This window comes from Streptomyces sp. NPDC005808 (genome assembly GCF_042871385.1).
Taxonomy (GTDB): domain Bacteria; phylum Actinomycetota; class Actinomycetes; order Streptomycetales; family Streptomycetaceae; genus Streptomyces.
The window spans coordinates 38,781-57,768 of record NZ_JBIAIK010000021.1; the positions used below are offsets into that span (position 1 = coordinate 38,781).

Annotated in this window: 14 protein-coding genes; 9 read left to right on the forward strand and 5 right to left on the reverse strand. The window is 68.8% G+C overall.

What is annotated here, in order from left to right:
- Window positions 1-12 precede the first annotated feature (12 nt).
- From ACFYPC_RS33265 to ACFYPC_RS33305, 9 genes are all read left to right on the forward strand, one after another.
- Window positions 13-936 carry a carbohydrate ABC transporter permease gene (locus tag ACFYPC_RS33265; protein ID WP_391890474.1) on the forward strand — a complete coding sequence of 308 codons (924 nt, stop codon included), beginning with the start codon at window positions 13-15 and terminating at the stop codon, window positions 934-936.
- Window positions 936-1,856, forward strand: a complete 921-nt coding sequence (locus ACFYPC_RS33270; protein WP_391890477.1) for a carbohydrate ABC transporter permease — start codon at window positions 936-938, stop codon at window positions 1,854-1,856. The genes ACFYPC_RS33265 and ACFYPC_RS33270 overlap by 1 nt, the downstream gene beginning before the upstream one ends.
- 280 nt (window positions 1,857-2,136) lie before the next feature.
- Entirely contained in the window at window positions 2,137-3,336 is a 1,200-nt protein-coding gene (locus ACFYPC_RS33275; protein WP_391890480.1) for an ROK family transcriptional regulator, read from the forward strand.
- Between the two features lie 122 nt (window positions 3,337-3,458).
- Window positions 3,459-4,541 (forward strand): sugar ABC transporter substrate-binding protein, encoded by a 1,083-nt coding sequence (locus ACFYPC_RS33280; protein WP_391890483.1) that lies wholly within the window; start codon window positions 3,459-3,461, stop codon window positions 4,539-4,541.
- A 288-nt stretch (window positions 4,542-4,829) separates the two neighbouring features.
- Window positions 4,830-5,621 (forward strand): ATP-binding cassette domain-containing protein, encoded by a 792-nt coding sequence (locus ACFYPC_RS33285; RefSeq protein ID WP_391890486.1) that lies wholly within the window; start codon window positions 4,830-4,832, stop codon window positions 5,619-5,621.
- Window positions 5,618-6,946, forward strand: a complete 1,329-nt coding sequence (locus ACFYPC_RS33290) for a sugar ABC transporter permease (RefSeq protein ID WP_391890489.1) — start codon at window positions 5,618-5,620, stop codon at window positions 6,944-6,946. Before ACFYPC_RS33285 ends, ACFYPC_RS33290 begins: the two co-directional genes overlap by 4 nt.
- 213 nt (window positions 6,947-7,159) lie before the next feature.
- Window positions 7,160-9,100 carry a 1-deoxy-D-xylulose-5-phosphate synthase gene (gene dxs, locus ACFYPC_RS33295; RefSeq protein ID WP_391890492.1) on the forward strand — a complete coding sequence of 647 codons (1,941 nt, stop codon included), beginning with the start codon at window positions 7,160-7,162 and terminating at the stop codon, window positions 9,098-9,100.
- 145 nt (window positions 9,101-9,245) lie between these two features.
- Entirely contained in the window at window positions 9,246-10,769 is a 1,524-nt protein-coding gene (locus ACFYPC_RS33300) for an amino acid permease (RefSeq protein ID WP_391890495.1), read from the forward strand.
- Between the two features lie 85 nt (window positions 10,770-10,854).
- Window positions 10,855-12,312 (forward strand): ArnT family glycosyltransferase, encoded by a 1,458-nt coding sequence (locus ACFYPC_RS33305; protein ID WP_391890498.1) that lies wholly within the window; start codon window positions 10,855-10,857, stop codon window positions 12,310-12,312.
- Window positions 12,313-12,324: 12 nt separating this feature from the next.
- Here the strand turns inward: ACFYPC_RS33305 and ACFYPC_RS33310 are convergent, their stop codons facing one another.
- The 5 genes from ACFYPC_RS33310 to ACFYPC_RS33330 all read right to left on the reverse strand — a co-directional run bounded on the left by ACFYPC_RS33310 (window position 12,325) and on the right by ACFYPC_RS33330 (window position 18,795).
- Window positions 12,325-12,690, reverse strand: a complete 366-nt coding sequence (locus tag ACFYPC_RS33310) for an NTP pyrophosphohydrolase (protein WP_391890501.1) — start codon at window positions 12,688-12,690, stop codon at window positions 12,325-12,327.
- Between the two features lie 152 nt (window positions 12,691-12,842).
- The gene (locus ACFYPC_RS33315; RefSeq protein ID WP_391890504.1) at window positions 12,843-14,969 is read right to left on the reverse strand and encodes a 3-hydroxyacyl-CoA dehydrogenase NAD-binding domain-containing protein; all 2,127 of its coding nucleotides are present in this window, start codon (window positions 14,967-14,969) and stop codon (window positions 12,843-12,845) included.
- Window positions 14,966-16,192, reverse strand: a complete 1,227-nt coding sequence (locus ACFYPC_RS33320) for a thiolase family protein (protein WP_391890507.1) — start codon at window positions 16,190-16,192, stop codon at window positions 14,966-14,968. Before ACFYPC_RS33320 ends, ACFYPC_RS33315 begins: the two co-directional genes overlap by 4 nt.
- A 344-nt stretch (window positions 16,193-16,536) precedes the next feature.
- Window positions 16,537-17,814 (reverse strand): ribonuclease D, encoded by a 1,278-nt coding sequence (locus ACFYPC_RS33325; RefSeq protein ID WP_391890510.1) that lies wholly within the window; start codon window positions 17,812-17,814, stop codon window positions 16,537-16,539.
- A gap of 318 nt (window positions 17,815-18,132) precedes the next feature.
- Entirely contained in the window at window positions 18,133-18,795 is a 663-nt protein-coding gene (locus ACFYPC_RS33330) for a response regulator transcription factor (RefSeq protein WP_266474130.1), read from the reverse strand.
- Window positions 18,796-18,988 lie beyond the last annotated feature (193 nt).

The window sequence follows — 18,988 nt, forward strand, 5'->3', positions numbered from 1 at the left end:
GGGTCGGTAACCATGCAACACGGCAAGTACCGGTTCATTGTGGGGTTCTTGGCGACCCCCTTGGCGCTGTACGGGATCTTCGTGATCTGGCCGTTCATCCAGGCCATCTACTACTCGTTCACGGACTGGACCGGTCTGAGCCCCGACTTCAAGATGGTCGGCTTCGCGAACTACACCAGAATGCTGGACGACGACGTCTTCTGGAGGTCGTTGCAGCACAGCCTGCTGTTCGCTCTGCTGCTGCCGCTCGTGACACTGGGGCTCGCGCTCTTCTTCGCCTTCATGCTCAATGTCGGTGGGCGGCACCGAAAGGGCGCCGCCATCACTGGAGTGCGCGGCTCGGGTTTCTACAAGATTGCCTACTTCTTTCCGCAGGTGCTTTCGATCGCGATCGTCGCACTGCTCTTTCAGTTCGCGTACAACCCCAACGACGGGGTGATCAACGGGACGTTCAACGCGATCGGCCTCAACAGCGTTCAGCCGGACTGGCTGGGCGATCCGAATCTCGCCCTGTGGTGCGTGATGTCCGTACTCCTGTGGAGCACGGTCGGATTCTTCGTCGTCCTTTTCTCCGCGGGGATGGCCTCGATTCCGAGGGACTTCTACGAGGCCGCACTTCTCGACGGCGCGAGCCGATTCACCACGTTCTTCAGAATCACCCTTCCGCTGCTCTGGGACACTGTGCAGTCGGGATGGGTCTACATGGGAATCCTGTCACTCGGCGCCGAGGCATTCGCCGCCGTACAGATCATGACCGTGGGCCCCGGCGGGCCCGACTACTCGACCACGGTCCTTCCTCTTTACGTGTACCAATCGGCGTTCCGAGACGCGAACGCCGCCTATGCGACAACGATCGGTGTCGCCCTCCTCGTCGTCACGCTGCTGTTCGCGGCGATCGTGATGCGACTGGGCCGGCGCGAGCGGCTGGAGTACTGATGAAGACCACCGACATCACGCCGCCCGTGGACCCGGTCGAGGACCGTCCCGAGGTGGTGAAGACGCGGGCCGCGCCGGTGAAGGCCAGGAGTGGCAAGGGCGGGGTGCTCAACGTCTTCTCGCACGCGATCCTCGTCATCTGGGCGATCATGGTCGTCCTGCCGCTGCTCTGGGCGGTGATGACGTCCTTCAAGGATGACAACGCCATCTTCAGTTCGCCCTGGTCACTGCCCGACAAGCTGCACTTCGACAACTGGTCGCGCGCCTGGTCGCAGGCGCACATGAGCGACTACTTCGGCAACACGCTGATCGTGGTGGGCTTCTCGCTGGCCGGCACGCTCGTGCTCGGGTCGATGGCGGCGTACGTCCTGGCCCGCTTCGAATTCCCCGGCAACCGCTTCATCTACTTCCTCTTCGTCGGAGGAATGAGCTTTCCGGTCATGCTCGCGCTGGTGCCGTTGTTCTACGTACTGAACAACATGCAGTTGTTGAACACCCTGCCGGGCCTGATCCTCGTCTACATCGCCTACTCGCTGCCGTTCACGGTGTTCTTCCTGACCTCCTTCTTCAGGACGCTGCCGACCTCGATCGCCGAGGCGGCCTTCGTCGACGGGGCCTCGCACACCCGGACGTTCTTCCAGATCATGCTGCCGATGGCCAAGCCGGGTCTGGTCAGCGTCGGCATCTTCAACTTCCTGGGGCAGTGGAACCAGTACATGCTCCCGACCGTGCTCAACACCGACCCGGACAGGAAGGTGCTGTCCCAGGGCCTCGTGGAGCTGGCGACCAGCCAGGGATACAAGGGCGACTGGTCGGGCCTGTTCGCCGGTCTGGTGATGGCGATGCTGCCTGTGCTGGCTGCCTACATCATCTTCCAACGGCAGGTGGTGCAGGGCTTGACGGCAGGCGCTCTCAAGTAGCGGGCCGGAACTCCGGCTTCAGCAGCAGGGTCACGCCACCGACCTTCCCGTCCCCTTCGTGTTCGTCGCCTCCGACCCGGGAGTGGCGAGAATGTGTCCGCAGGGTGACGGAAACGGAACGGGGCCGGGCTGCCCCGATTTCCGTCAAGGACTTGACTGCGGTAACCCGTTCAGCGGAGCTTGGAGTTCACAACTTGTAGTGACCCGGGTTCCGCTGCTGTGACCCGGATCACATGGGCGGCATCGGGGCCGCCCGCTTAGGGCAGGAGTGGATGAGTCGATGGAGACTCCGGGGTCGCAGTCGTCGCTGCACCGAGCCAATCTCGAGCGCGTCGTGCGTGCGGTGCGCCTGGCGGGTTCGCTCACGCAGGCGGAGATCGCCAGGACGACGGGCCTGTCCGCGGCGACCGTCTCCAACATCGTCCGGGAGCTCAAGGGCGGGGGAACCGTCGAGGTCACACCGACTTCGGCGGGCGGCCGCCGGGCCCGCAGCGTCAGTCTCAGCGGCGACGCGGGCATCGTCATCGGCGTCGACTTCGGCCATACGCATCTGCGCGTCGCGATCGGGAACCTCGCCCATCAGGTGCTCGCCGAGGAGTCCGAGCCGCTCGATGTGGACGCCTCCGCCGCGCAAGGCTTCGACCGGGCGGAAGAGCTGGTCAGCCGCCTGATCGCGGTGACCGCGGTGGACCGCTCGAAGATCGCCGGCGTAGGCCTCGGCGTGCCGGGGCCGATCGACGTCGAGTCGGGGACCCTCGGCTCCACCGCCATCCTGCCGGGCTGGACCGGTACGAAGCCCGCCGAGGAGCTCGGCGGACGCCTCGGGGTGCCGGTGCACGTGGACAACGACGCCAACCTGGGCGCGCTGGGGGAGCTGGTCTGGGGCGGCGGGCGCGGGGTCAAGGACCTGGCGTACATCAAGGTCGCGAGCGGTGTCGGCGCCGGGCTGGTGATCAACGGCAAGATCTACCGCGGCCCTGGTGGCACGGCCGGGGAAATAGGGCACATCACCCTCGATGAGTCCGGTCCGGTCTGCCGTTGCGGCAACCGGGGCTGCCTGGAGACCTTCACGGCCGCCCGTTACGTACTGCCGCTCCTGCAGTCCAGTCACGGCACGGATCTGAGCATGGAAGGCGTCGTCAGGCTGGCGCGGGACGGCGATCCGGGCTGCCGCCGGGTGATCGCCGACGTCGGCCGCCATATCGGCAGCGGCGTCGCGAACCTGTGCAATCTGCTCAACCCGAGCCGAGTGGTCCTGGGTGGCGATCTCGCCGAGGCCGGGGAGCTGGTTCTGGGGCCCATAAGAGAGTCGGTCGGCCGGTACGCGATCCCCAGTGCCGCACGTCAACTCACGGTGCTGCCAGGGGCCCTTGGGGGTCGTGCGGAAGTCCTCGGGGCGCTCGCTCTCGCGCTCAGCGAGATGGGCGATTCAAACCTTTTGGACGGGTCGCTGACCGCCGCGAGCCCCGTCTTCACTTAGAGAACGCAGGGGGCCGTTGCCATCTCGTTAAGTATTTACTTCTTGACGTCGCACGCATGGCCGAGTTGACTTCGAGCCACCTCGGCCGCAACGACGCGGCCTCGTCAGGGAGGTTTCACCAAATGAACACGTTCGCGCGTCGTGCCGCAGTGGCTCTCACCGCCACCGCGATGGCAGCGTCGCTCGCCGCTTGCGGCGAGGCCGGGGGCGGCAGCTCGTCCAGCGACAACAAGACGATCGGTCTGCTGCTCCCCGAGAGCAAGACCACGCGTTACGAGTCGTTCGACTACCCGCTGATCAAGGCGAAGGTCACCGAGCTCTGCTCCGACTGCAAGATCGACTACAAGAACGCCAGCGAGAACGTCTCCACCCAGAAGCAGCAGTTCGACGACCTCATCGCCGCCGGCGTGAAGGTCATCATCCTTGACACGGTGGACTCCCCGTCCGCCAAGGCGTGGGTGCAGGAAGCCGCGGACCAGGACGTGAAGGTCGTCGCGTACGACCGCCTCGCCGAGGGCCCGGTCTCCGCGTACGTCTCCTTCGACAACGAGAAGGTCGGCGAGCTCCAGGGCCAGGCCCTGGTCGACGCGCTGGGCGCCAAGGCCGCCACCGCCAACGTCGTGATGATCAACGGCAAGGAGAGCGACCCGAACGCCGCGCTGTTCAAGGCGGGCGCGCACTCGGTCCTCGACACCAAGGTCGGCAAGATCGTTTACGAGCAGTCCGGTGAGTGGGACCCGGCCATCGCGGGCCAGAAGGTCGGCGCCGCCATCACCTCGCTCGGCAAGGACGGCTTCGACGCCGTCTACTCCGCCAACGACGGCATGGCCGGTGGCATCATCGCCGCCCTCGAGTCGGCCGGCATCAAGAACATCCCGGTCGGTGGCCAGGACTCCGAGCTCGCCGCCCTCCAGCGGATCCTCGCCGGCACCCAGTCGTTCACGATCTACAAGCCGTACAAGCCGGAGGCCGAGAAGACCGCCGAGATCGCGGTCAACCTCCTGAACGGCAAGTCGATCGACTCGCTGGCCGACAGCAAGAGCGACAGCCCCAGCAACAAGGGCATCCCGTCGTCGCTGCTGCAGCCGACCGTCGTGACCAAGGCCAACATCAAGGACACGGTCATCGCGGACAACCTCTACAAGGTGTCCGACATCTGCACCCCGGACTACGCCGCGGCCTGCAAGGCAGCCGGCATCGAGTAAATCCGCAGACCGGTACGGCGCCCCGCTTCCTCAGCATGCCCCGCGAACGGGGCGGGGCGCCCTACCCACTGCCGGATCCTCACCACCGGCCGCCGCCCCGACCAGGGAGCCGCGCGGCCGGTGATTCCACCCCCCCCACAGGGCCGCAACCCCCCGCGGCTCTTGCACAACTCAGTTTTTCGCGCGTTGATGCGGACGTAGTCCCGTTCCTGGTGCTGACCACCAGCCCCGTTCCCGGGCGCTGCTCGTCCAGCGCGCGGTATCCCCGCCGGTCAGGCGGCGAAGGAGATGGTTCACGTGTCCGCTACGCCCGTGCTGGCGTTGCGCGGAGTGTCCAAGCGGTTCGGTGCGGTTCAGGCACTCACCGATGTCGATCTGGATGTTTCCGCAGGCCAAGTGGTCGCCCTGGTGGGTGACAACGGCGCCGGTAAGTCGACGCTCGTCAAGACGATCGCGGGTGTCCACCCGATCGACGAGGGCGTCATCGAGTGGGAGGGCAAGCCCGTCTCGATCGGCCGGCCGCATGACGCCCAGAACCTGGGCGTCGCCACCGTCTACCAGGACCTCGCACTGTGCGACAACCTGGACGTCGTGGCCAACCTCTTCCTCGGACGCGAGCTCGGCAAGGCCGCCGTGCTCGACGAGGTCGCCATGGAGAAGCGGGCCAAGGAGCTCCTGGACACCCTCTCCATCCGCATCCCCAGCGTGCGCATCCCGATCGCCTCGCTCTCCGGCGGCCAGCGCCAGGTCGTGGCGATCGCCCGCGCCCTGGTCGGCGACCCCAAGGTCGTGATCCTCGACGAGCCCACCGCGGCTCTCGGCGTCGAGCAGACCGCGCAGGTCCTCGACCTGGTCGAGCGACTGCGCGAGCGTGGCCTCGCCGTCATCCTCATCACCCACAACATGGCTGATGCGAAGGCCGTCGCCGACGAGGTGGCGGTTCTGCGGCTCGGCCGCAACAACGGTGTCTTCGAAGTGAAGAGCACCTCCCAGGAAGAAATCATCTCAGCCATCACGGGCGCCACGGACAACGCCGTGACCCGTCGTGCGGCCCGTAGCAACGGGGAGGTTCAGAAGTGAGCACCGAGAAGACCTCCACGCCAGGGGCCACCGACACGAGCGAGGCGGTCACGCCTCAGGACGACCACGTCGTCGAGAACCCGGAGGCCGCCGCGGGGGCCAACACCGCGGTCGACCCCAGGCTGCTCGTCCGTGAAGAGGGACTCGCCGGCTACCTCACCGAGTTCAAGCGCAAGCTCCGCGGTGGCGAGCTCGGCGCCGTCCCGGTCGTCTGCGGCCTGATCATCATCATGGCCATCTTCCAGACGACCACCGGCCGCTTCCTGGAGCCGGCGAACCTCAGCAACATCGCGCAGTACATCGTCGGCCCCGGCCTCATCGCCACCGGCATCGTCTTCGTGCTGCTGCTCGGCGAGATCGACCTGTCGGCCGGTTCCGTCGCCGGTCTGACCGCGGCGCTCGCCGCCGTGATGGCCGTCAAGAACGGCATGAACGAAACGCAGGCCGTGATCCTGGCGCTGCTCGCCGCGGCCGCCATCGGCGCGCTGCACGGCTTCTTCTTCGCCAAGATCGGCGTCCCGGCGTTCGTCGTCACCCTGGCCGGCTTCCTCGGCTGGAGCGGCCTCCAGCTCCAGGTCCTGGGGAACACGCTCTCGCTCAACAACATCGCCGACGGTGTCATCTACTCGCTGAACAACACCTACTTCTCCAACGTCGCCTGGGCCAACACCGCGGCCGTCGTCGCGGTCGCCGTCCACGCGCTGTCCCAGCTCAGCGACCAGCGCCGGCGCAAGGCCGTCGACCTGCCGTACCGCCCCCTCAGCGAGATCGCGCTGCGCTCCGGCGTCGTCGCGGCGCTCGCCTTCGGCATCGCCGCCGTCTTCAACCAGGCCCGCGGTCTGCCGCTCGGCATCACGATCTTCCTGGTCATCGTCGTGATCTCCAGCTTCGTGCTGCGCCGCACCCGCTACGGCCGGCAGATCTTCGCGGTCGGCGGTGGCATCGAGGCCGCCCGCCGCGCCGGTATCAACGTCGCCTGGATCCGCATCTCGGTGTTCACCATCTCCGGGTTCCTCGCGGGCCTCGGCGGTCTGTTCATCGCCTCGCAGTCCGGCGTCTCGGACAGCACCCTCGGCGGCGGCAACACCCTGATGATGTCCATCGCGGCAGCCGTCATCGGTGGCACCAGCCTCTTCGGCGGCCGGGGCACCCCCTGGTCGGCGGTGCTCGGCATCCTGGTCATCCAGTCGATCATCACGGGCCTGTACATGGGCGGCAGCTCCACCCAGGCCGTGCAGTTCATGATCACCGGAGTGGTCCTGCTGGCCGCCGTCGTCCTGGACTCGGTCTCGCGCCGTACCCAGAAGTCGGCGGGCCGCGCCTAGCGTTCGTACCCCTGATCGAAGTGCCCGGTACCAATGGCGGTACCGGGCACTTCTATGTCCGGACACGTGGACCCGGTGAGGGAACACCCGTACGACGATTTACAGCCGTTCGCGTGACGTACAACGCACAGCCCGGACGCCGACATGAAAGGCGGAACATTAGACTCGACAGACCCGGCAAAGCTCGAACAGCTCTATCGCAAGGAGGCACGGGTGCCGCTGCTGACCCGCATCAGGGGACCGCGCGATCTGGACCGGCTCAGCCTGGAGCAGCTGGACCAGCTGGCCGGCGAGATCAGGAACTTTCTCGTCGACGCGGTCTCCAAGACCGGCGGCCACCTCGGGCCGAACCTCGGTGTCGTGGAGCTGACGATCGCCCTGCACCGTGTCTTCGAGTCGCCCAGGGACAGGGTGCTGTGGGACACGGGCCACCAGTCCTACGTCCACAAGCTGCTCACCGGCCGTCAGGACTTCTCGAAGCTGAAGATGAAGGGCGGCCTCTCCGGCTACCCCTCACAGGCCGAGTCCGAGCACGACGTCATCGAGAACTCGCACGCCTCCACCGTCCTCGGCTGGGCCGACGGCCTCGCGAAGGCGAACCAGGTCCTGGAGCGCGATGACCACGTGGTCGCGGTCATCGGCGACGGCGCCCTCACCGGCGGCATGGCCTGGGAGGCGCTCAACAACATCGCCGACGCCAAGGACCGCCCCCTGGTGATCGTCGTCAACGACAACGAACGCTCGTACGCACCGACCATCGGCGGTCTCGCGAACCACCTGGCGACCCTGCGCACCACCGACGGCTATGAGCGGTTCCTGGCCCGCGGCAAGGACCTCCTGGAGCGCACCCCGGTCGTCGGCAGGCCCCTCTACGAGACCCTGCACGGCGCCAAGAAGGGCCTCAAGGACTTCATCGCCCCGCAGGGCATGTTCGAGGACCTCGGCCTCAAGTACGTCGGCCCGATCGACGGCCACGACATCGAGGCCCTGGAGTCGGCCCTCGCCCGCGCCAAGCGCTTCGGCGGCCCGGTCATCGTGCACTGCCTCACCGAGAAGGGCCGCGGCTACCAGCCCGCCCTCCAGGACGAGGCGGACCGCTTCCACGGCATCGGCCCCATCCACCCCGACACAGGCCTGCCGATCAAGGCCTCGGGCGCTGACTGGACCTCCGTCTTCGGCGACGAGATGGTCGCCCTCGGCAAGGAGCGCGAGGACATCGTCGCGATCACCGCCGCGATGCTCCAGCCGGTCGGCCTGAAGAGGTTCGCCGACGCCTTCCCGAACCGCATCTACGACGTCGGAATCGCCGAGCAGCACGCCGCCGTCTCCGCGGCCGGCCTCGCCACCGGCGGACTGCACCCCGTCTTCGCCGTCTACGCCACCTTCCTCAACCGCGCCTTCGACCAGGTCCTGATGGACGTGGCCCTGCACAAGTGCGGTGTCACCTTCGTCCTCGACCGCGCGGGCGTCACCGGCACCGACGGCGCCTCGCACAACGGCATGTGGGACATGTCGATCCTGCAGGTCGTACCGAGCCTGCGGCTGGCCGCGCCGCGCGACGCCGACCAGGTCCGCGCCCAGCTGCGCGAGGCCGTCGAGGTCACCGACGCGCCGACCGTGGTCCGCTTCTCCAAGGGCGCGGTCGGCCCGGCCGTCCCCGCACTGGGCCGCATCGGCGGCATGGACGTGCTGCGCGAGCCGGGCACCGACACCCCGGACGTCCTGCTCGTCTCGGTCGGCGCCCTCGCGCCGATGTGCCTGGAGATCGCCGGACTCCTCGACAAGCAGGGCATCTCCACGACGGTCGTCGACCCGCGCTGGGTCAAGCCCGTCGACGAGGCCATGGCCCCGCTCGCCGAGCAGCACCGGGTCGTCGTCACCGTCGAGGACAACTCCCGTGTCGGAGGCGTCGGTTCGACGATCGCGCAGGCCCTGCGCGACGCGGGAGTCGACGTACCGCTGCGTGACTTCGGCATCCCGCCGCGCTTCCTCGATCACGCCTCCCGCAAGGAGGTCATGGCGGAGATCGGCCTGACCGCGCCGGACATCGCCCGCCAGGTCACCGGCCTGGTGTCCAAGCTCGACGGGCGGTTCGAGCGCACCACCGCGGAAGCCGTGGACGCCATGGACGCGGTGCAGCCCGCGCGCGACTGACGTACCTCGGGGGCCCCTTGGGCCGGTTCCATCACTCTGAAGGGGTGGTGAAACCGGCCCATTCGCGTGAACATGACCGCGCCGGGGCATGCGCAGCACACGCCCCCTCGATCATGTCGAGGACGTCAAGCGTGGAGGTACACCCGTGAGCAGCACCGTCTTCAGAACGAAGAAGGTCGAACAGTCGATCTTGGACACTGAGGAGCCGGAGCACGCACTCAAGAAGTCGCTGTCCGCCCTGGATCTCACCGTCTTCGGCGTCGGGGTCATCATCGGCACCGGCATCTTCGTGCTCACCGGCACGGTCGCCAAGAACAACGCCGGCCCCGCCGTCGCCCTGGCCTTCGTGGTGTCCGGGGTCGTCTGCGCGCTTGCCGCCATCTGCTACGCCGAGTTCGCGTCCACGGTCCCGGTGGCCGGCTCGGCGTACACCTTCTCGTACGCCTCGCTCGGCGAGCTGCCCGCCTGGATCATCGGCTGGGACCTGGTGCTGGAGTTCGCGCTGGGCACGGCGGTGGTCGCCGTCGGCTGGTCCGGTTATGTCGCCTCGCTCCTCGACAACGCGGGTTGGCATCTGCCGGCGGCGCTCAGCGGGAGAGAAGGGGCCGACGGCTTCGGCTTCGACATCCTGGCCGCCGCCCTCGTGCTGGTCCTCACAGGCATCCTCGTGCTGGGCATGAAGCTCTCCGCGCGGATCACCTCGCTCGTCGTCGCCATCAAGGTGACCGTCGTCCTCGTCGTGATCGTCGCGGGCGCCTTCTTCATCAAGGCCGACAACTACGACCCGTTCATCCCGAAGGCGCAGCCCGTGGAGGCCGGCGCCGACCTCCAGTCCCCGCTCATCCAGCTGATGTTCGGCTGGGCGCCCTCCAACTTCGGCGTGATGGGCATCTTCACCGCCGCCTCGGTCGTCTTCTTCGCCTTCATCGGCTTCGACGTCGTGGCCACGGCCGCCGAGGAGACGAAGAACCCGCAGCGGGACATGCCGCGGGGCATCCTCGGCTCACTGATCATCTGCACCGCGCTGTACGTCGCGGTGGCGATCGTCGTCACCGGTATGCAGCACTACACCGAGCTGTCCGTGGACGCCCCGCTCGCCGACGCCTTCAAGGCCACCGGGCACCCCTGGTTCGCGGGCTTCATCAGCTTCGGCGCCGCCGTCGGCCTCACCACGGTCTGCATGATCCTGCTCCTCGGCCAGACCCGGGTCTTCTTCGCGATGAGCCGCGACGGACTGCTGCCGCGGTTCTTCTCGCACGTCCACCCGCGCTTCAGGACCCCGCACCGGCCGACCATCCTGCTCGGCGTCATCATCGCGATCCTCGCGGGATTCACCAGCCTGAGTGAACTCGCCGAACTGGTGAACATCGGCACGCTGTTCGCCTTCGTCGTCGTCGCGATCGGTGTGATCGTCCTGCGCCGCACCCGCCCTGAGCTGCATCGCTCCTTCCGCACCCCCCTGGTGCCCTTCCTCCCCGTCGTCTCCGTCCTTGCCTCCCTGTGGTTGATGCTGAACCTGCCCGCGGAGACCTGGCTGAGGTTCGGCATCTGGATGGCGATCGGCTTCTTCATCTACTTCCTGTACGGGCGTTCGCACAGCCGTCTCGGCCTGCAGGGGGAGACCACGGTGGGCGAGGTACTGAAGCCGCCGCGCGGCGACTCCCGGTAACTCCCTTTCAGAACCCATTTTTTGGTGATCCGGCCCCGTATGTCTCGCTTAGGCGGAGGCTGCGGGGCCGGATAGCGTGCACCGTATGCTCGCCGAGCTCCTGGAATCACCACGCTCCGTAGCCGAGTCGCGAGGACCGGACCGCGGCTACTGGAGACGGCTCCTGCCCGCGCTGGCGCTGCTCGCCTGCGTCACCCGGGCCCCCTCCTTCCTGCGTCCGCTGTGGAACCCCGACGAGGGCTATCTCGCCGTACAGGCGCGGATACTGGCGACCGGGGGAGAGCTCTACACGACCGTCGTGGACCGCAAGCCACCGCTCGTGCCGTGGCTGTACGAGGCGGCCTTCGCGGTGTCCGGCTCCGGCTCGCTGACCTCGGTACGGGTCCTCGCGGTCGTGGCCCAGCTGTCCACGGCCCTCCTGCTCGCCTCGCTCGCCCGGCGCCGCTGGGGCGACGGGGCGGGCCGCACGGCGGGCGTGCTGTATCTGCTGGTCTCCATCGGGCTCAACCCCGAGGACGCGCAGGCCGCGACCTTCGAGGTGTTCATACTGCCGTGCACGGCCGCGGCGATGTGGTGCGCGGACCGGCGCAGATGGGGCGCGGCCGGCGCCGCCGTCGCGTGCGCGTTTCTCGCGAAGCAGACGGGCGGGGCGGTGCTGGTGCCGGTGGTGTGGCTGCTGTACCGGCACGGCGCACGACGAACGGGCCTGGTGCGTCTCGGAGTTGGAGCAGTCCTGCCCGTCCTCTGTGCGGCGCTGGTCACCGACCCGGCGGGATTCCTGTTCTGGACGGTCACCGGATCAGGTGCGTACGCCTCCTTCACCGGCTCCGAACTCCATGTCCTGGGCCGGGGGTTGGCCAACACCGCGATCCTGGCGGTGGCTTGCGCGGGCCTGGTCCCTCCGGTGGTACGAGTCCTGCGCATCGCCCGCACGGGTTCGGCGGAGCTCTGGCTGTGGCTGGCCTCCTCGGCGGCCGCGGTACTGCTCGGCTTCCACTTCTTCGGCCACTACTACCTGCAACTCATCCCGCCCATCGCCCTGTTGGCGACAGCCGCGCTCCAGATCCTGCCCCGCGACCGGCTTGCGCGGGCCGTCCTCACCTCCGTCTGCTGCTGCACCCTGTTCCTCACCTGGGGTCTGCTCGCCCCGCGCCCCGACCTCCAGCACGCCCAGCGACTCGCGGCCGCGGTGGCCCAACGGACGGACCCCGGTGACCGGGTCCTGGTGTGGGGCATACACCCGGAGATCTACTGGCTCGCCGACCGCACCCCGGCCAGCCGCTTCCTCACCGCCGGCCTCCTCACCAACTACAGCGGCGGCCGCAACGGCCCCCAGGTCGGGGAGAAGTACGCCGTCGAGGGAGCCTGGCCGGTTTTCCGAGCGGAAATGGCGGCCCATCCGCCGGCCCTCGTTGTCGACGACTCCCGCGACAAGCCGTACGCACCGAACCGGGTCCCGTCGCTGCGGCGGCTGCTGGCAGGCGGGTACGAGGAGGCGGGGACGGTGGACGGGGCGGTGCTGTACGTGCGCGAACGGAACTGATTCCTACATCCCTCACGAGTCCCCTCGTACCGCCCGCGGACCCACCACCTCCGCCCCGAACTCACCCACCCGGCGCCGGAGTTCGCGATCCGCCGTGACAACCAGGCAAGGGCGCCCGGCCGCGGCGGCCGCCAGCTCGGTGATCCGGTCGTCCCCGCTCCCGGTCGCCGACTCCACCCGTACGCCCGGCACGGACTCCACGCCACGGGCGGCACCCTCGACCACGAGGACGATCTCCACCGCCCCCGCACGGCCCGGGATACCGTCCGCCGCGAGCCGGTCCCGGAGCCGCTCCGCGGCACGCCGGCGATCCCGCCACCACCCGTCGGGAACGGACCCGACGACATTGGCGGCGTCAATGATCACGAGTGTCGTCACGGGGTTACCTTTCCACGCCTGGGCGGACCTTACCGGCAGCCCCGCTGCCAGGCGTCCTGGTGGCGGGGGCAAGGGAAGGCGGGGCAGCCGGCGCAAACACCGGTGCCCGGCACGCCAACTGGCGTGCCGGGCACCGTACGTACGAGATCCGCTTACGCGGGGACGCTGGCCACGCCCTGCGCCAGGAACCGCTTCCCGTTCACCCGCTCCGAGACGCCCTCACGGTCCAGGTACGGCGTGATCCCGCCCAGGTGGAAGGGCCAGCCCGCACCCGTGATCAGGCAGAGGTCGATGTCCTGCGCCTCGGCGACGACACCCTCGTCGAGCATGAGCCCGATCTCCTGGGCGACGGCGCCGAGGACGCGGTCGCGGACCTGCTCCTCGGTCAGGACGACGTCACCCTGCTTCAGCAGCGCCGCGACCTCGGGGTCCAGCTCCGGCTTCCCGCTGTCGTACACGTAGAAGCCGCGCTTGCCCGCCTTGACGACGGCCGCGAGGTTCGGGGAGACCGTGAAGCGGTCCGGGAAGGCCCGGTTGAGGGTCTCCGAGACGTGCAGACCGATGGCGGGGCCGACCAGCTCGAGGAGCACGAGGGGAGACATCGGCAGGCCCAGGGGCTCCACCGCCTTCTCGGCGACCTCGACCGGCGTGCCCTCGTCGATGACGTTCTGGATCTCGCCCATGAACCGGGTGAGGATGCGGTTGACGACGAACGCGGGGGCGTCCTTCACCAGAACCGCCGTCTTCTTGAGCTTCTTGGCGACACCGAAGGCCGTGGCCAGGGAGGCGTCGTCGGTCTGCTCGCCGCGGACGATCTCCAGGAGCGGGAGGATCGCGACCGGGTTGAAGAAGTGGAAACCGACGACCCGCTCGGGGTTCTTCAGCTTCGACGCCATCTCCGTCACCGAGAGGGAGGAGGTGTTGGTCGCCAGGATCGCGTGCGCCGGGGCGACCGCCTCGACCTCCGCGAACACCTGCTGCTTGACGCCGATCTCCTCGAAGACGGCCTCGATGATGAAGTCGGCGTCGGAGAAGCCCTCCGCCTTGTCCAGCACACCGGTGACCAGGGCCTTGAGGCGGTTGGCCTTGTCCTGGTTGATCCGGGACTTCAGCAGCAGCTTGTCGATCTCCGCGTGGACGTAGCCCACGCCCTTGTCGACGCGCTCCTGGTCGATGTCGGTGAGTACGACCGGCACCTCCAGGCGGCGCAGGAACAGCAGGGCGAGCTGCGAGGCCATCAGACCCGCGCCCACGACGCCGACCTTGGTGACCGGACGGGCCAGGGACTTGTCCGGGGCGCCCGCCGGGCGCTTGCCGCGCTTCTGGACGAGGTTGAAGGCGTAGATGCCGGAGCGCAGTTCGCCGCCCATGATCAGGTCGGCGAGCGCCACGTCCTCGGCGTCGTAACCCTTCTGCAGGTCACCGTCCTTGGCGCCGGCGATGATCTCCAGCGCGCGGTAGGCGGCCGGAGCCGTCCCGTGCACCTTGCTGTCGGCGATGGAACGGCCCTTGGCGACGGCCTGGTCCCAGGCCTCGCCGCGGTCGATCTCCGGGCGCTCGACCGTGATGGCGCCCTTGAGGACGGACGCCGTCCAGGTCAGCGACTGCTCCAGGAAGTCGGCGCCCTCGAAGATGGCGTCGGCGATTCCGAGGTCGAAGACCTGCTGGCCCCTGAGCTGCCTGTTCTGGTTGAGCGAGTTCTCGATGATGACGCTCACCGCACGCTCGGCGCCGATCAGGTTCGGGAGCAGCGTGCAGCCGCCCCAGCCCGGGACCAGACCGAGGAAGACCTCGGGGAGCGAGAAGGCGGGCAGCGCCTTGGAGACGGTCCGGTACGCGCAGTGCAGACCGACCTCGACGCCACCGCCCATCGCCGCGCCGTTGTAGTACGCGAAGGTCGGGACAGCCAGCGCCGCGAGCCGCTTGAAGACCTCGTGACCGCCCTTGCCGATGGCGAGCGCGTCGTCGTGGTTCTTGAGGAGCTCCACGCCCTTGAGGTCCGCGCCGACCGCGAAGATGAACGGCTTGCCGGTGACGCCGACACCGACGATCTCGCCGGCCGCGGCCTCCGCCTCCACCTGGTCGATGGCGAGGTCGAGCTTCGCCAGCGAGGCCGGGCCGAACGTGGTCGGCTTGGAGTGGTCGAAGCCGTTGTCGAGCGTGATGAGCGCGAAGCGCCCGGCGCCGAAGGGAAGGTCGAGGTGGCGTACGTTCGCCGACGTCACGACCTCGTCAGGGAACAGCTCGGCCGCACCCTTCAAAAGCTCAGCGGTGCTCACTTGCTGCCTCCGGCGGACTCGAAGTGCGGGTTCTCCCAGATGACCGTCGCGCCCATGCCGAAGCCGACGCACATGGTGGTCAGGCCGTAGCGGACGTTCGGCTGTTCCTCGAACTGGCGGGCCAGCTGCGTCATCAGGCGGACGCCGGAGGAGGCCAGCGGGTGGCCGTACGCGATGGCGCCGCCGTACTGGTTGACGCGCGCGTCGTCGTCGGCGATGCCGTAGTGGTCCAGGAACGCGAGGACCTGGATGGCGAAGGCCTCGTTGATCTCGAAGAGGTTGATGTCCTCGATCGACAGACCGGCCTTGGCGAGCGCCTTCTCGGTCGCGGGGATCGGGCCGTAGCCCATCACCTCGGGCTCGACGCCCGCGAAGGCGTACGAGACCAGGCGCATCCTGACCGGCAGGTTGTTCTCGCGCGCGAAGTCCTCGGACGCGATGATCGACGCGGTGGCGCCGTCGTTCAGACCGGCGGCGTTACCGGCCGTGACCCGGCCGTGGACGCGGAACGGCGTCTTCAGACCGGCGAGGTTCTCCAGCGTGGTCCCCGGGCGCATCGGCTCGTCGGCGGTGACCAGGCCCCAGCCCGTCTCACCGACCTCCGGGTTGGTGTTGCGCACCGAGATCGGCACCAGGTCCTGCTGGATCTTGCCGTTGGCGTACGCCTTGGCGGCCTTCTCCTGGGAGCGCACGGCGTACTCGTCGGCGCGCAGCTTGGTGATGTGCGGGTAGCGGTCGTGCAGGTTCTCCGCGGTCATGCCCATGAACAGGGCGGACTCGTCGACCAGCTTCTCGCTGACGAACCGCGGGTTCGGGTCCACGCCTTCGCCCATCGGGTGGCGGCCCATGTGCTCGACACCACCGGCGATGACGGCGTCGTACGCACCGAAGGCGATCGAACCGGCCGTGGCGGTGACGGCGGTCAGCGCGCCCGCACACATCCGGTCGATGGAGTAGCCCGGGACCGACTGGGGGAGCCCGGCGAGGATACCGGCCGTGCGGCCGAGGGTCAGACCCTGGTCACCGATCTGCGTGGTCGCGGCGATGGCGACCTCGTCGATCTTCTTGGGGTCGAGCCCGGGGTTGCGGCGCAGCAGCTCCCGGATGGCCTTCACGACGAGATCATCGGCACGGGTCTCGTGGTAGATGCCCTTCGGGCCCGCCTTGCCGAACGGGGTGCGGACGCCGTCGACGAAGACGACGTCCCTGACGGTACGAGGCACGATGGCTCTCCTCCAGATGCGGGATGGCACTGCTGCGCGACACACACGCCCTGAGCGCGCGCTCACCTCTCATGCTACTTGCGGGTAACCATGCTGCCCAGTCCCGGAGGCGGGAGCGGCGAAGGTCACATCCGGGACAGGTGTGGGAGGGGCCCCGGGGGAGCCCGGGACGTCACGGTCTACGCCGACTTCCACCCACTCCACCGCACTGTCTCCGCCGGTGATCTTGGCGTGATCTCGACGTCGCGTGTGCCGTCGGCAGGGCCGAAGGCGGCCCCCGCCGGCCCGGCGAGTGACGATCGCCCGACCTTGACCGGCCTCCTCCGCCGGTGCCGCCCCAGCAGTCAGGCCTTGGCCGGGGTGAGCGCCGTCACGAGCACCGGGGTGACCTGCTCGACCTGCCAGGGCCGCGCCCCGTGACCGGCGAGCGCCGCGGCCACGGACTCCGCGTCCGGCTCGGCCGGCGGCTCCCAGCACACCCGACGCACGGTGTCCGGGGTGATCAGGTTCTCCTGGGGCATGTTCAGCCTCTCGGCGAGCGCCGACACCTCGGCACGCGCGGCGGAGAGCCGGGCCGCGGCGGCCGGGTCCTTGTCGGCCCAGGCGCGCGGCGGAGGGGGACCGGTCACCGGCTGGCCGGGCTGCGGCAGTTCGGAATCCGGCAACTCCCTCGCGCGGTCGACGGCGGCCTGCCACTGCTCGAGCTGACGGCGTCCCATGCGGTGCCCGAAGCCGTTCAGCGCGGCCAGGGCGTGCACATTGGCGGGCAGGGACAGCGCGGCCTCGACGATCGCCGCGTCCCCGAGCACCTTGCCCGGCGAGACGTCCCGTCGCTGCGCGACCCGGTCGCGGGTCTCCCACAGCTCCCGGACGACCGCCATCTGCCGGCGCCGACGCACCTTGTGCATCCCGGACGTACGGCGCCAGGGATCCTTGCGCGGCGCCGCGGGATCGGCCTGCGCGATCGCGTCGAACTCCTGCCAGGCCCACTCCAGCTTGCCCTGCCGTTCCAGCTCCTTCTCCAGCGCGTCGCGCAGGTCGACAAGGAGCTCCACGTCCAGGGCCGCATACCGCAGCCACGGGTCCGGCAACGGACGTGTCGACCAGTCGACCGCGGAATGCCCCTTCTCCAGGACGAAGCCGAGCACGCCCTCGACCATGGCGCCGAGGCCCACCCGGGGGTACCCGGCGAGCCGGCCGGCCAGCTCGGTGTCGAAGAGGCGGGAGGGGATCATGCCTATCTCGCGGAGACACGGCAGGTCCTGGGTGGCGGCGTGCAGTACCCACTCCACACCGGAGATCGCCTCGCCGAAGCCCGACAGGTCGGGACAGGCCACCGGGTCGATCAGCGCGGTGCCCGCGCCCTCGCGGCGCAGTTGTACCAGGTAGGCGCGCTGACCGTACCGGTACCCGGACGCGCGTTCGGCGTCGACGGCGACGGGGCCGGATCCGGCGGCGAAGGCGGCGATCACCTCGGCGAGCGAGGCGTCGTCGGCGACGACGGGCGGAATACCGTCGCGGGGCTCAAGCAAAGGGATCGGCGCCGGTTCGACGTCGTCCGGAGGGGCGCCTCCGGTGGTTCGCAGTGAGCTGTCTTCTGCGGTCTCTTGGGCGTCGGTCACATGTCAAGGGTATCGGGATGTTCGAGCGGCTGACCTGCATCTTCCAGTCATTGGTCGGTTTACCTGCGAAAACGCTGCTCAAGTGGATCTCATGGCCGCCAGGCGCTGCTTGTCCGGTATCGCCGGCGCACCCCGATCGGGTCCCCGGCGTGTCGCGATCGGGCTCCCACGACCCCCGCCCGGGCCCGGAATGTCACCCCGGCTGTGAGCCCCTGGCAGTTGAAAAGCGCCCGTCGACTGATGTCCAGTCGACGGGCGCCGGGGTCGTGAACCAGGCCAGGTGAGTGAAAGGTCCGGTTCAGTGGTGAGCGGTGTGGGTCAGTGGATGATCCCCGTGCGCAGGGCCACCGCCACCATCCCGGCGCGGTCGCCCGTGCCGAGCTTGCGGGCGATACGGGCGAGGTGGCTCTTGACGGTCAGTGCGGACAGGCCCATCGAAACACCGATGGCCTTGTTCGACTGGCCCTCCGCGACCAGCCGGAGCACCTCGACCTCGCGTCCGGAGAGCTCGCGGTAGCCGCCCGGGTGGCTCGGGGAGCCCGGGGGGCGACGGTGCATCCGGGCGGCGGCCGAACCGATCGGCGCGACACCGGGCCGGGTGGGGAGCCCGACGTTGTTGCGGGTGCCGGTGACGACGTAGCCCTTGACGCCGCCCGCGAGGGCGTTGCGTACGGCGCCGATGTCGTCGGCGGCGGAGAGGGCGAGCCCGTTGGGCCAGCCCGCGGCACGGGTTTCGGACAGCAGGGTGAGCCCGCTGCCGTCGGGCAGATGGACATCGGCGACGCAGATGTCGCGTGGATTGCCGATTCTGGGACGGGCCTCCGCGACGGACGACGCCTCGATGACGTCGCGCACTCCGAGCGCCCACAGATGGCGGGTGACGGTGGAGCGGACCCGGGGGTCGGCCACGACCACCATGGCAGTCGGCTTGTTCGGGCGGTAGGCGACCAGGCTTGCGGGCTGCTCGAGGAGAACGGACACCAGGCCTCCTGGGGGGTGCGGGACGGTACCGGCTCTGGGGATGAAGCCGGGACGAACCGTGCTTTCAAGGTCACAGACGTCTTCGGCATCAAACCCGTCCGCCTTTAGAGAATGATCACGATTTGGTGAGTAACAATCCGTGCAATTCGGACACGCGATCGATCATCCGAAGATCGAACCGAGTCGCTCGCCG

What these genes read in the sequence shown, in the direction of transcription:
- ACFYPC_RS33280 (WP_391890483.1), top strand. Translation starts at nt 3,459, where the DNA reads ATGAACACGTTCGCGCGTCGTGCCGCAGTGGCTCTCACCGCCACCGCG.
- ACFYPC_RS33285 (WP_391890486.1), top strand. Translation starts at nt 4,830, where the DNA reads ATGGTTCACGTGTCCGCTACGCCCGTGCTGGCGTTGCGCGGAGTGTCC.
- ACFYPC_RS33305 (WP_391890498.1), top strand. Translation starts at nt 10,855, where the DNA reads ATGCTCGCCGAGCTCCTGGAATCACCACGCTCCGTAGCCGAGTCGCGA.
- ACFYPC_RS33265 (WP_391890474.1), top strand. Translation starts at nt 13, where the DNA reads ATGCAACACGGCAAGTACCGGTTCATTGTGGGGTTCTTGGCGACCCCC.
- ACFYPC_RS33275 (WP_391890480.1), top strand. Translation starts at nt 2,137, where the DNA reads ATGGAGACTCCGGGGTCGCAGTCGTCGCTGCACCGAGCCAATCTCGAG.
- ACFYPC_RS33270 (WP_391890477.1), top strand. Translation starts at nt 936, where the DNA reads ATGAAGACCACCGACATCACGCCGCCCGTGGACCCGGTCGAGGACCGT.